Source organism: Ruegeria sp. AM9 (assembly GCF_056540565.1).
Map to the genome: position 1 here is coordinate 881,777 of NZ_JBQFWY010000001.1, position 12,529 is coordinate 894,305.

The following is a 12,529-nucleotide window of genomic DNA, read 5'->3' on the forward strand; positions in this document are numbered from 1 at the left end:
GGTGACCTCTTGCCTTTTGTATTCTTTGACACCGAGACCACTGGACTTCACGCTGGTTTCGACCAAATCGTTCAGTTCGCCGCCATAAGAACCGACAACGACCTAAACGAAACTGATCGGTTAGAATTGAGGTCAAGGATCGACCCGAATGTTGTTCCAAGTGGCCAGGCGATAATCGCTAATGGCCTCTCCATTGATGAGCTGACAGACCAGAGGCTTCCTACTCACTATCAAATGATCTGCGAGTTAAATGCACGATTGGAGTCTTGGTCGCCTGCTATTTTTCTTGGATACAACTCCATAAGATTTGACGAAGAGTTCCTTCGTCAGGCGTTGTATCAAACTCTGCATCCGCCTTACCTTACGAGCTTTCACGGAAACGGGCGTAACGACGTAATGTCTTTGGCTTTGGCCTGCTCCGCTTCCGGTGATACCGCTCTAACCGTCCCGCTCAAAGAGACCGGAAGCGCAAGCTTCCGACTTCAGGACCTAGCCGCCGCCAACGGCATAATATCGACGAAAGCACACGATGCATTGTCCGACACCCAGACGGCGCTTGAACTCTGTAGGCTTGTGAAAAGACTGAGTCCTGACCTTTGGCGAAGGTTTGTGCGTTTCTCCAATAAAGCCTCGGTCGCAGACTTTATTTCATCGGATGAACCCTTCTTGCTTACTGAATTTTTTGCAAACCGAGCTTGCCACACTCCCGTAGTGTTCGTCGCAAATGAACCCGATCAGCCGAATACCATGCTTTGTTTGAGTCTGAATGCACCGATCCGCGATCTCGCATCAATGTCAGATGAACAGTTGGTGGCCAAACTATCAAACCAACCAAGCCCTATCCGAAGAATCCGAACGAACGCCGGCCCTACGATGGTGCCACTTTGGGAGGCCCCCGAAGAACTTTTTGAGGGCGTATCTTGTGAAGAGCTGGAAGATCGTGCGGCTCAAATAGTTGCAGACGAAAACCTTAAGTCCAGGCTCGCGGAATGCTATTTAGAAACTCGTCCAAAGTATCCTGAACCAACTCACGTTGAAGAGATGCTATACGCGAGGTTTTCAAGCTGGAACGACGTCGCGCTTTGTGATCAGTTTCACGCCGCGCCTTGGAAGGAAAGGCAGAAGATTGCACACAGTTTTGAAGACGACAGACTCAAAGAACTAGCCCTGCGGATAAACTATTTCGAATGCCGCTCCTCGTTGCCACCTGAAAAAGTTCAGAAAATGGATATCGATTTAGCGCGTCGCCTGATGTCTTCGGAATCTAAGCCGCTTTCCATTGAACAAGCTCTGAAGCAAGTCGAAGAGATTCAAGCAAAGTCCAAAACTGACCCGAACGCAACTGTGCTTTTGGAGGGGTATGCAATGTTCCTTGTCGAACGTCGCTCAAACATCTTGAAGTTTCTAGAGGCGCAACCAAGGTCCGCTTTAGTAAGTTGAGATAGCCGACCAGCCTATTGCGACGAAGGTTCGGATTCCGCCGCTAATTTATGGAACACGCAAAAATCTGCTATGAAAGTTGCAGGTTTGACGCCAAGAAATGGCAACTCGGCGTCAATAAATGTCACCTTATGTGTCGTTCCACAGCAGTTTACCCCCCAGGGTCAGCCACATTTGGAGTGCCCACAACTGCGGCAGGTCATGCAGCCTTCGATCATCACCATGTCGAACTGGCCGCAGGACGGGCATGCTTTGCCGCGGGGGGCATCCATGTTGACCACCTGCGCTTGCGGGTCGGACTTCAGGCCCATGCCTTCGCCCTCGAGGAAACCGATGTTGATCAGGTGTTGCTCAATCACCCCGCCGATCGCGGCCAGGATCGAGGGGATGTACTTGCCCTTCACCCAGGCGCCGCCGCGGGGATCGAAAACCGCCTTCAGCTCTTCGACCACGAACGACACATCCCCACCTCGCCGGAACACGGCCGAGATCATCCGGGTCAGGGCCAGCGTCCAGGCGTAATGCTCCATGTTCTTCGAGTTGATGAACACCTCGAACGGACGACGCCGCCCGCCGATGACGATATCATTGATGGTCAGGTAGATCGCGTGCTCGCTATCTGGCCATTTCAGCTTGTAGGTCGAGCCTTCCAGCGATTGCGGCCGATCCAGCGGTTCGGACATGTATACAACCTCGCCTCCATCGACCTCATGCGGGGCAGCCGCGCTTTCACCCGGTGCGGTGTCGGCGCTCTCGGATACTGTCAAAACCGACCCAGTCACGTCGTTCGGACGATAGGTCGTGCAGCCTTTGCAACCCTGATCCCAGGCTTGCATGTAGACATCCTTGAAAGCGTCAAAGCTGATGTCTTCGGGGCAGTTGATCGTCTTCGAGATCGAGCTGTCGATCCATTTCTGCGCCGCCGCCTGCATCTTGACGTGATCCGACGGAGACAGCGTCTGCGCGTTGACGAAATAGTCCGGCAGCTCCTTGTCACCGAACTTGTCCCGCCACATCTGCACGGCGTAGTCCACGACCTCTTCTTCGGTGCGCGAGCCGTCCTTCTGCAAAACCTTGCGGGTGTAGGCATAGGCAAAGACCGGCTCGATCCCCGAAGACACGTTGCCCGCATACAGGGAAATCGTGCCGGTCGGCGCGATCGAGGTCAGCAGAGCGTTGCGGATACCATGCTCGCGGATTGCGTCGCGTACATCCTCATCCATCTGCTGCATGGTGCCGCTGGCCAGATATTTCTCGGCATCGAACAGCGGGAACACCCCTTTTTCCTTGGCCAAATCCACCGACGCCAGATACGCGGCGCGGGCGATCGCCTGCAGCCAGCACTCGGTCTGACGCGCCGCCTCGTCGGACCCATAGCGCAGACCCAGCATCAGCAGCGCATCGGCCAGACCGGTCACACCCAGCCCGATCCGGCGCTTGGCCTGTGCCTCAGCGGCCTGTTCGGGCAGCGGGAATTTCGACGCGTCGACCACATTGTCCATCATCCGCACGGACGTCGCCACCAACTCCTGCAGCGCGGCTTCATCCAGATGCGCGGCGTCCTCGAAAGGCTCGGCCACCAGCCGCGCAAGGTTGATCGACCCCAGCAGGCAGGCGCCATAGGGTGGCAGGGGTTGTTCACCACACGGATTGGTCGCCGCGATGGTTTCCACATAGCTCAGATTGTTGGCCTGATTGATCCGGTCGATGAAGATCACGCCCGGCTCGGCATAGTCGTAGGTGGCCTGCATGATCTTGTTCCACAAGTCACGGGCTTGAACGGTGTGATAGACCTTGTCGCCGAACACCAGCTCCCACGGGCCATCGGCCTTGACCGCCTCCATGAACGGGTCGGTGACCAGCACCGACATGTTGAACATGCGCAGACGCGCCGGGTCGGATTTGGCGGTGATGAACTGTTCGATATCCGGATGGTCGCAACGCATGGTCGCCATCATCGCCCCACGGCGCGAGCCTGCGGACATGATCGTCCGGCACATGGCATCCCATACGTCCATGAAGCTCAACGGCCCCGAGGCATCGGCTGCCACGCCATGCACATCGGCGCCCCGCGGGCGAATGGTCGAGAAATCATAACCGATCCCCCCGCCCTGCTGCATGGTCAGCGCAGCCTCTTTCAGCATGTCGAAGATGCCGCCCATACTGTCGGGTACGGTGCCCATGACAAAGCAGTTAAAAAGCGTCACCTGCCGCGCAGTGCCTGCACCTGCGGTGATACGACCGGCGGGTAGGTATTTGAAATCCTCCAACGCCTCAAAAAACTTCTCTTCCCAGTGCGCGGGGTCTTTTTCCACCCGTGCCAGATCGCGGGCGATGCGTCGCCAGCTGTCCTCGACCGTCTGGTCGATGGGCGTGCCATCCGCCTGTTTGAAACGGTATTTCATGTCCCAGATCTGCTCGGCGATGGGGGCGGCAAAGCGGCTCATTGGCGATTCCCTGTATTAGAAGAGGGATACAGACTATCACCTACTAAACCTTGATGACAATCGCGCATGAGCTACAATGGATAGATAGTCGATGGACGACTCTGTGGGAAAGCTGTGGATAAGTACGTAAACCTCATAAAACTCTCGGTTGGCTCGGAAAGCGTCGACACGCTGATGGCGTGGCAGGACAGCCGCAAACCGCTGTATGAGGACGGCTGCCCGCGCCACGTCACCCGCATGTGGCCCAAGCGCGAGGCCGAGATTCTGAACGGCGGTTCGATCTATTGGGTGATCAAGGGCGTGATCCAGTGCCGCCAGCGTATCCTGCGGCTGGACGAGGTGCGGGGCGAGGATGGGATCCGCCGCTGTGCCATCGTGCTGGACCCCGAGGTGCACCGCACCCAGAACGCCCTTAAACGACCGTTTCAGGGCTGGCGCTATCTGAAACCCGAGGACACGCCTGCCGACCTGCCCAAGGGGCGCGAGCAGGACGACACCCTGCCCGATGACCTGAACCGCGCGCTGGCCGATATCGGCTTGCTTTAACGCAGCCGATCCATCAGTTCGGACAGAACCGCCTTTTCCGCTGCATCGCATTTCGCCACCCGGCTACGCCACAGCGTCGCCTGAGATTGCAGGATCAGCCCGTCCGACAGGATTTTCAGGTGGTTTGCCCGCAGGGTTTCCCCGGTCGAGGTGATGTCAGCAATCGCCTCGGCGGTTTCGTTCATCACCGTGCCCTCGGTCGCGCCCTGGCTGTCGACCAGAGTGTAGTCAGCCACGCCCGCATCCGTCAGGAACTCACGCACCAGCCGATGATATTTGGTGGCAATGCGCAGCCGGTGGCCATGGGTCTTGCGAAACGCCGCAGCAGCCGCGTCCATATCGTCCAGCGTGTCCACATCCACCCAGCAGGCGGGCGTGGCGATGATCAGATCAGCCTTGCCGAACCCAAGCTGCGAAACCTCTTCGACCTGCTGTTCCCAGCGCGGCAGTTTCTCGTGCACCAGATCGATCCCGGTGACGCCCAGGTGAATGCGCCCCGCGGCCAGTTCGCGCGGGATTTCCCCGGCGGACAACAGGACCAGCGAAACACCATCGATCCCCTCGACCTTGCCCGCATATTCCCGGTCCGATCCGCTGCGCGACAGGGTGATGCCGCGCTTCTCGAACCACGAGAAGGTCTTCTCCATCAACCGGCCCTTCGAGGGCACGCCCAGTTTCAGGCTCATTGCGCGTCCTCCTCAATCTCCAGCATCAGGTCGGGGCGGATGACGCCGCCGACAGCCGGAATTTCAGCGCCGTTGCCCAGTTGCCGGGTCAGCGCGTCATAGCGCCCGCCGGTTGCAATCGGAGGCAGGTCCGGGCGGCCCTCGGCGTAAAAGCCAAAGACAAACCCGTCGTAATACTCCATCGACGTCCTGCCATAGGCGGCCTCGAAATCCAGCCGGTCCACATCAACGCCGCGCGCCTGCAGCGATGCGACCCGCGCCTCAAGCCGATCCAGCGCTGGAGTGATTTGCGGCAGGTCCACCGCCACGTCACGCAGTTGCTCCAGCGCAAAGGGCATGGTCTCGCGTACGTTCAACAGCGTTTCCAGACCAGCCAGTTCACTGTCTGAAATCGGCGGCGTATCGCGATCTTCGCGCAGGGCTTCGATCCGTGCCTCTACCTCGGACGCGCGACGCTTGCCGATCATGGGGATGTCGTGGTCCAACGGGTTTTCCGCATTCAACAGAGCCTCGCGCCCTTCCGGGCCGGGTTTGCGGCCCGCGAAACGGTCCAGCAGAACCCGGAACCGGCGCGGACGCCACAGATGCCGCATCAGCGCGGCTTTGCGGCGGTCCGTCGTGCGCAAGCCCTGAACGGCTGCGGTCAGGATGCCGATATCCCCGGTCGCGGCACGCAAAGGCAGACCGCGCAGTTGCAGCGCGAACAGCGAAAACACCTCGGCATCGGCGCCCGAGGGATCGTCACGGTCGAACACCTCATAGCCGACCTGAATGTATTCGTTGGACCGATCCGGGTCGTGTTCCTGACGGCGGAACACCTCACCGGAATAGGTGTAACGCGCGGGCTCGGCCCCCTCGCTCATGTGCATCTGCACTACGGGCAGGGTGAAATCGGGGCGCATCATCTGCTCACCGCGCAGCGCATCCGAGGTCACGTAAGCGCGCGCGCGGATATCCTCGCCATAAAGGTCCAGCAGCGTTTCAGCCGGTTGCAGCAGCGGCGGGTCCACCACCTGCGCGCCTGCGGCCTCGAACCGGACGCGCATCATCGCGGCGCGGGCCTGTATCTGGGAACGGTTGGGCATGGCCTAGTCCTGACTGTCCAGAATTTCACGCACCTTGGCGACCAGATCGCTGCGCGGTACTTCGAACTGGCTGGGGCGTTCCTTCCATTCCTCAAGCGTGGCGCTTTCGGCGATCTTGGCGCCAAGGATCAGGTCCTTGATTTGCACGATGCCGTTGGCCTTTTCATCACCACCTTCGATCACCGCAATCGGCGAGTTGCGCTTGTCCGCATATTTCAGCTGATTGCCGAAATTCTTGGGGTTGCCCAGATAGACCTCGGCGCGGATACCTGCATTGCGCAGCTCGGCCACCATCGCCTGATAGTCGGCCATGCGGTCGCGATCCATGACGGTGACTACAACGGGACCAGTCGCCTTTGCGGCGATCCGGCCCTTTTCGCGCAAGGCAGCCAGCAGGCGGTCGACACCGATAGAGATGCCGGTTGCAGGCACTTCCTGCCCTGTGAACCGCTTGACCAGATCGTCATAGCGGCCACCGCCCGAAACCGATCCGAATTGCCGCTTGCGGCCCTTGTCGTCAAGGATGTCAAAGGTCAGTTCAGCTTCATAAACCGGCCCGGTATAATAGCCCAAGCCGCGCACCACCGAAGGATCGATCTCGATCCTGTCCGCGCCGTACCCACCAGCATCAAGAAGGGCGCCGATCTGTTCCAGCTCGGCAATGCCATCCGCACCGATCTTGCTATCGCCGACAGCGGCGCGCAGGTTCGCCAGCGTCCCGGCGGTATCCGCGGCTTTCGATGTCAGGAAGGCAATCACCGGCTCTGCCTGATCGTCGCTCAGGCCGACGCCATCGATGAACGCACCAGACGCATCCAGACGGCCCTTGGTCAGCAGCTCGCGCACACCGGCCTCGCCCACCTTATCAAACTTGTCGATGGTACGCAGGACGTTGTCACGGGCGGCGGCGTCTTCGCCCAGGCCCATCGCCTCGAGCACACCGTTCAGGACCTTGCGGTTATTGACCCGCACCAGATAGTCGCCACGGGGAATGCCGACGGTCTCCAGCGTATCCGACAGCATCGTGCAAATCTCGGCGTCCGCAGCCATCGAGGCCGTGCCCACCGTATCCGCATCACACTGATAGAACTGACGATAGCGCCCCGGCCCCGGCTTTTCGTTGCGCCAGACCGGACCCATCGCATAGCGGCGATAAGGCGTCGGCAGATCGTTGCGGTGCTGCGCATAGACGCGGGCCAGAGGCGCGGTCAGATCATAGCGCAGGGCCATCCAGTCGCCCTTGTCGTTTTCGTCAACCTCCTGCCACGCAAACACGCCCTCGTTCGGGCGATCCACATCCGGAAGGAACTTGCCCAGCGCCTCAACGGTTTCGACCGCGCTGCTTTCCAGGGCATCAAACCCGTACCGATGATAGACGTCCGCAATGGTCCGCAGCATCTCGGTGCGCTGCGAGACTTCCTGGCCGAAATAGTCGCGGAACCCTTTGGGCGTAATCGCCTTGGGGCGGGGCTGTTTCTTGGGCTTGGCCATGTGGGGCGTCCTTGGGATTTTCATGTTCCGCGCGCGGTCTATCCCATGGCCCGCATCTGGGCAAGGCGCGCTTTCGCTGGCCACGGCGTCACAGGGTCGCTATGACCGGCGCAGGAACAGGAGTCCCCCATGCAGCATCTGGAAGAACAGATCGCCCATCTGACCCGCACGGTCGAAGAGCTGAACACGGTCGTCACCCGCCAGCAATCCGAGATCGACCGCCTCACCCGCCGCGTCGAGATGCTGTTGCAGCGCGAGGCCGAACGGGCGCAGGAAGGATCGGGCGGAGTCGTCTTCGGAGACGAACGCCCGCCGCATTATTGACGGATCACAGACCCAGCGTCGTCTTCACCGCGTTGTCGACAACCCCACCCAAAAGGGCATCCTTATCCGCGGCGCAGCCTTCGGACAGCGCTGCAATGAAGGCTTCACGCAACTGAGTCTTTTCCTCGTCTGTGGTCGCGTGATCTTCGATATTGATCTGACGATTATAAAGCGACAGGGCCGTCATCTTGCCCACGACCTCGACAACAAAGGCTTCGTCCCCGTCAGCCTCTTCAGCAATCGAGGCGCAGGTGTAGTGCATCACAGGCAACGCGTCCTGTACCATCTGTTCAGCCGCGTCATCGGCAATCGCCACACACGGAACCATCAGGATTGCGGCGCAAACGGGCATTTTGAGTTTATCAGTCCGCATCGCCATCACTTCCAGTTGTGTCCAATAATGGCCCCGGCCACGCCACCAATCGCTGCGCCCTTGCCGTCACCGACAAGTGCCCCGACACCCGCGCCGATCAGCGCGCCTTCGATCGTCTTTTTCTTTTTGTCATCCTTGTCATCTGCCAGCCCCCCGGACGCCATCGCCAGAGACGCGGCGGCTGCCAATGCAAATGTTCTTAATCCCAAAGCTGAAAAGCGCATGAAAGTGCCCTCCTGTGACACGCCCCAAATGAAGCAATGATCACAGCCTAGCCGCGCAAAAACGCTGTGGCAACAAATGGCTGGCTCAGATTTCCTGAACGTCGGTGACACCGTCCAGAGACTTGATCGCGCCCTTGATCTGAGGGTTGATCGGGAAATCCTGCCCCAGATCCATCTCGACATCACCCGGCAGGCCCGGGTCCATCAGAAAGACATGGATCGGCCCTTTCGAGGCCCGCTTGGCCGCACCAGCGGCGTCCTCAAGCACCTTGGCGACGGTTGCCAGCACCGCCGGTTCGTCCACGAATATCCTTAGCCCCGTTGCCCCAGCCTCGGCCACGACCGTATCCACCGGCCCAACCGAGCGGCCCAGCAGTTTCAGCTGGTCCGCCTCCATCGTCGCCTCGGCGGTCAGCACCACCTGCGCGCCGGTTTCCAGATACTCGCGCGATTTCTCCAGCGTTTCCGAGAACAGGGTGACCTCATAGGCGCCCGTGGGGTCCGAGAGCTGGGCAAAGGCGAACCGGTTACCGCGCGCCGATTTCCGTTCCTGCCGCCCGGCCACGACACCCGCCATTTTCGCAATGAACGGCCCTGACCGCGCCTTTTCCGTCACTTCATCCAAGGTCAGCACCTGCTTGCGCTTCAACGCAGGCATATAGTCATCCAGCGGGTGGCCCGAAAGGTAGAAGCCGATGGCCCTGAACTCCTCGCTCAAGCGCTCGGCGGGCAACCAGTCGGGTGTCGGCGACAGACGCGGTTCCGGCAGGTCGTCGCCCGCCTCACCAAACAGCGACACCTGGTTCGAGTTCTTCTGATCATGGATTGCCGCAGAATACTGCACCAGAGGATCAAGGCTTTCGAACACGCGGCGGCGGTTATTATCGAGTTGATCGAAGGCCCCGGCCCGCGCCAGCATCTCCAACGGGCGTTTGCCGACCTTCTTCAGATCAACCCGGCGGGCAAAGTCGAACAGGTTGACGAACGGCTTGTTGCCACGCCCTTCCACAACCAGATTCATCGCCTCGACGCCGACGTTTTTCAACGCGCCCAGCGCATAGACCAGTTCGCCATTCACCACGTCGAAGGTCGCCAACGACCGGTTCACACAGGGCGGTACATAGGGCAGTTCCAGCCCCTTGCGGACCTCTTCGAAATAGACAGCCAGCTTGTCGGTCAGGTGGATATCGCAGTTCATGACCCCGGCCATGAACTCGACCGGGTGGTTCGCCTTCAGCCAGCCGGTCTGATAGCTGACCACCGCATAAGCCGCCGCGTGGGATTTGTTGAAGCCGTAGTTGGCGAATTTCTCCAGCAGGTCGAAGACTTCGCTGGCCTTTTTGGCGTCCACGCCATTCTCGCCCGCGCCCTTTTCGAATTTCGGGCGCTCGGCGTCCATCGCCTCTTTGATCTTTTTACCCATCGCGCGGCGCAGCAGGTCGGCACCGCCGAGACTGTACCCGGCCATGACCTGCGCAATCTGCATCACCTGTTCCTGATAAACGATGATGCCCTGCGTTTCCTCAAGGATATGGTCGATGAGGGGATGAACCGAGGTGATCTTGCGCAGCCCGTTCTTGACCTCGCAATAGGTCGGGATGTTCTCCATCGGACCGGGACGATACAGCGCCACAAGGGCCACGATGTCCTCGATACAGGTCGGCTTCATCCGCTTGAGCGCGTCCATCATGCCCGAGGATTCCACCTGGAACACCGCAACCGTTTTGGCCGCTGAATAGAGCTTGTAAGTCGCCTCATCATCCAGCGGGATGGCGTTGATCTGGTTCTCGGCCCCTTCTGCAGGTTCGTAAAGCTCGGTGCCGTCCGCCGCGACATGCAAGGGACGCCCGGACTTGAAAATGATGTCCATCGCGTTCTGGATCACGGTTAGCGTCTTCAGGCCCAGAAAGTCGAACTTGACCAGCCCGGCCTGTTCCACCCATTTCATATTGAACTGAGTTGCCGGCATGTCCGAGCGCGGGTCTTGGTATAGCGGCACCAGCGCGTCCAGCGGACGATCCCCGATCACAACCCCCGCCGCGTGGGTCGAGGCGTTTCGCAGCAGCCCTTCGACCTGCTGACCGTAGGTGAGCAGGCGGTCCACCACCTCTTCGTTGCGGGCCTCTTCGCGCAACCGTGGTTCGTCTTTCAGCGCCTTTTCGATCGAGACGGGTTTTACCCCCTCAACCGGGATCATCTTGGACAAGCGATCCACCTGCCCGTAAGGCATCTGCAACACCCGCCCGATATCGCGCACGGCAGCTTTCGACAGCAACGCGCCAAAGGTGATGATCTGCCCCACCTTGTCGCGCCCGTATTTCTGCTGCACGTAGCGGATCACCTCTTCGCGGCGGTCCATGCAGAAGTCGATATCGAAGTCGGGCATCGAAACCCGCTCGGGGTTCAGGAAGCGTTCGAACAGCAGGGAATAGCGCAGCGGGTCAAGGTCGGTGATCGTCAGCGCATAAGCCACCAAAGACCCCGCGCCCGAACCCCGCCCCGGCCCCACCGGAATGTCATGATCCTTGGCCCATTGGATAAAGTCCGCAACGATCAGGAAGTAGCCGGGAAAGCCCATACCTTCGATGATCCCAAGCTCGAAATCCAGCCGTTCCTGGTATTCTTCAGGTGTCACCGCATGGGGGATCACCGCCAGACGTTTTTGCAAGCCCTCATTCGCGATGCGGCGCAGTTCAGCGACCTCGTCATCGGCGAATTTTGGCAGGATCGGATCGCGGCGATAGGCCATGAAGGCGCAGCGTTTGGCGATCTCGGCCGTGTTCTCGATGGCTTCGGGGAGATCGGCGAACAGAGTCACCATTTCCTGCTGTGACTTGAAGTAGTGCTGAGCGGTCAGGCGACGGCGGCCCTCCTGCTGGTCGACATAGGCGCCCTCGGCGATACAGATCAGTGCGTCGTGGGCCTCATACATGTCTGTCGTCGGGAAATAGACGTCGTTGGTCGCGACCAGAGGCAGGTTCTTGGCATAAGCCATCTCGACATGGCCACGCTCGGTGAGGCGTTCGGCTTCGGGCTGGCCGTCTTCCCCCGGATGGCGCTGAAGTTCGATGTAAATGCGATCTGGGAACATCGCCGCCAACTGATCAACCAGCACCTCGGCCGCCGGGCGCTGACCCTGCTGCAGCAGCATCCCCACAGGCCCATCCGGCCCGCCGGTCAAACAGATCAAACCGTCCGACCGGTCCGCCAACTCTTCCAACGTGACCTGCGGCAACTGCCCGCCCTTATCCACGTAAAGGCAGGAACTGAGCTTCATCAGGTTCTCATACCCAACCTCGGATTGCGCCAGCAGTACCAGCGGCGCAGGCGCTTTGGGTTTCTCGCCGGGCTGCGCCTGCAGATAAGTCAGATCGACCTGACAGCCCATGATCGGCTGCACCCCGGCGCCACTGGCGGTCACTGAAAACTCCAGCGCCGAGAACATCGAATTGGTGTCTGTCACCGCGACGGCGGGCATCTCCATCTTCTCGCACAGGGCGGGCAGCTTTTTCAGCCGCACGGCGCCTTCCAGCAGGGAATATTCGGTGTGAACACGGAGGTGAATGAATCGAGGAGTACTGCTCATACCGCCTACGCTATCCCAGCCAGCTGCCCGGCAAAAGCGGGAACCGCAGCTTTGGAATGCCAAAAAAATCAGTGCGGATTATTCGGCTTTTGCAGAAGGTGCTTCGGGATTGACCGGGCGCCGCCCGCAAAAAGCGCTTTATTTACAAGCGACTGCCTTTTACACAAACGCGACATTCACAAGCTGTACCCGTCTAATGGTGCATAATATAGGCAGTTTTTCTTGCCAGAGAACCTGCCCTGTTTCTAACATCTGACGGCAAGCTATCCGCCCGCCACTCTTTCTACGTCGCATCGAAGGAGGGCACCCAAGGGCGCAACCGGGTAA

At 59.7% G+C, this 12,529-nt stretch carries 10 protein-coding genes; 3 read left to right on the plus strand and 7 right to left on the minus strand.

The window, feature by feature from the left end:
* The first annotated feature begins 9 nt into the window (after nucleotides 1-9).
* Nucleotides 10-1,440 carry an exonuclease domain-containing protein gene (locus ACR0DO_RS04495; RefSeq protein WP_480556903.1) on the plus strand — a complete coding sequence of 477 codons (1,431 nt, stop codon included), beginning with the start codon at nucleotides 10-12 and terminating at the stop codon, nucleotides 1,438-1,440.
* Nucleotides 1,441-1,604: 164 nt separating this feature from the next.
* Here ACR0DO_RS04495 and ACR0DO_RS04500 read toward each other — a convergent pair whose 3' ends face one another.
* Nucleotides 1,605-3,887, minus strand: a complete 2,283-nt coding sequence (locus ACR0DO_RS04500) for an adenosylcobalamin-dependent ribonucleoside-diphosphate reductase (protein WP_480556904.1) — start codon at nucleotides 3,885-3,887, stop codon at nucleotides 1,605-1,607.
* 114 nt (nucleotides 3,888-4,001) lie between these two features.
* Here ACR0DO_RS04500 and ACR0DO_RS04505 point away from each other — a divergent pair, with 114 nt between their 5' ends.
* A complete protein-coding gene (locus ACR0DO_RS04505) occupies nucleotides 4,002-4,433 on the plus strand; it encodes a DUF1489 family protein (RefSeq protein ID WP_170674701.1) in 432 nt (143 codons plus the stop codon).
* Here ACR0DO_RS04505 and hisG read toward each other — a convergent pair.
* Genes hisG through hisS form a run of 3 tightly spaced genes read right to left on the minus strand, consistent with a single transcriptional unit; the run spans nucleotide 4,430 to nucleotide 7,695 of the window.
* Nucleotides 4,430-5,119: an ATP phosphoribosyltransferase gene (hisG, locus tag ACR0DO_RS04510; protein WP_480556905.1), complete on the minus strand. Its 690-nt coding sequence runs from the start codon at nucleotides 5,117-5,119 to the stop codon at nucleotides 4,430-4,432. The genes ACR0DO_RS04505 and hisG overlap by 4 nt on opposite strands.
* Nucleotides 5,116-6,204, minus strand: a complete 1,089-nt coding sequence (locus ACR0DO_RS04515) for an ATP phosphoribosyltransferase regulatory subunit (RefSeq protein WP_480556906.1) — start codon at nucleotides 6,202-6,204, stop codon at nucleotides 5,116-5,118. Before ACR0DO_RS04515 ends, hisG begins: the two co-directional genes overlap by 4 nt.
* 3 nt (nucleotides 6,205-6,207) lie before the next feature.
* Entirely contained in the window at nucleotides 6,208-7,695 is a 1,488-nt protein-coding gene (gene hisS / locus ACR0DO_RS04520) for a histidine--tRNA ligase (protein WP_480556907.1), read from the minus strand.
* Nucleotides 7,696-7,824: 129 nt separating this feature from the next.
* On the opposite strand from hisS, the gene ACR0DO_RS04525 reads away from it, so the two are divergent.
* Nucleotides 7,825-8,019: a SlyX family protein gene (locus ACR0DO_RS04525; RefSeq protein ID WP_170440680.1), complete on the plus strand. Its 195-nt coding sequence runs from the start codon at nucleotides 7,825-7,827 to the stop codon at nucleotides 8,017-8,019.
* A 4-nt stretch (nucleotides 8,020-8,023) separates the two neighbouring features.
* Here the strand turns inward: ACR0DO_RS04525 and ACR0DO_RS04530 are convergent, their stop codons facing one another.
* From ACR0DO_RS04530 to dnaE, 3 genes are all read right to left on the minus strand, one after another.
* A complete protein-coding gene (locus tag ACR0DO_RS04530) occupies nucleotides 8,024-8,371 on the minus strand; it encodes a hypothetical protein (protein WP_480556908.1) in 348 nt (115 codons plus the stop codon).
* A gap of 26 nt (nucleotides 8,372-8,397) precedes the next feature.
* Nucleotides 8,398-8,616, minus strand: coding sequence for a YMGG-like glycine zipper-containing protein (locus ACR0DO_RS04535; RefSeq protein WP_170440677.1), 219 nt, complete (start codon nucleotides 8,614-8,616; stop codon nucleotides 8,398-8,400).
* Nucleotides 8,617-8,701: 85 nt separating this feature from the next.
* Nucleotides 8,702-12,202, minus strand: coding sequence for a DNA polymerase III subunit alpha (dnaE, locus tag ACR0DO_RS04540; RefSeq protein WP_480556909.1), 3,501 nt, complete (start codon nucleotides 12,200-12,202; stop codon nucleotides 8,702-8,704).
* Nucleotides 12,203-12,529 lie beyond the last annotated feature (327 nt).

Coding starts and splice junctions, on each gene's coding strand:
- ACR0DO_RS04500 (WP_480556904.1), bottom strand. CDS start 3,887: ATGAGCCGCTTTGCCGCCCCCATCGCCGAGCAGATCTGGGACATGAAA.
- hisG (WP_480556905.1), bottom strand. CDS start 5,119: ATGAGCCTGAAACTGGGCGTGCCCTCGAAGGGCCGGTTGATGGAGAAG.
- ACR0DO_RS04515 (WP_480556906.1), bottom strand. CDS start 6,204: ATGCCCAACCGTTCCCAGATACAGGCCCGCGCCGCGATGATGCGCGTC.
- hisS (WP_480556907.1), bottom strand. CDS start 7,695: ATGGCCAAGCCCAAGAAACAGCCCCGCCCCAAGGCGATTACGCCCAAA.
- ACR0DO_RS04525 (WP_170440680.1), top strand. CDS start 7,825: ATGCAGCATCTGGAAGAACAGATCGCCCATCTGACCCGCACGGTCGAA.
- ACR0DO_RS04530 (WP_480556908.1), bottom strand. CDS start 8,371: ATGCCCGTTTGCGCCGCAATCCTGATGGTTCCGTGTGTGGCGATTGCC.
- ACR0DO_RS04535 (WP_170440677.1), bottom strand. CDS start 8,616: ATGCGCTTTTCAGCTTTGGGATTAAGAACATTTGCATTGGCAGCCGCC.
- dnaE (WP_480556909.1), bottom strand. CDS start 12,202: ATGAGCAGTACTCCTCGATTCATTCACCTCCGTGTTCACACCGAATAT.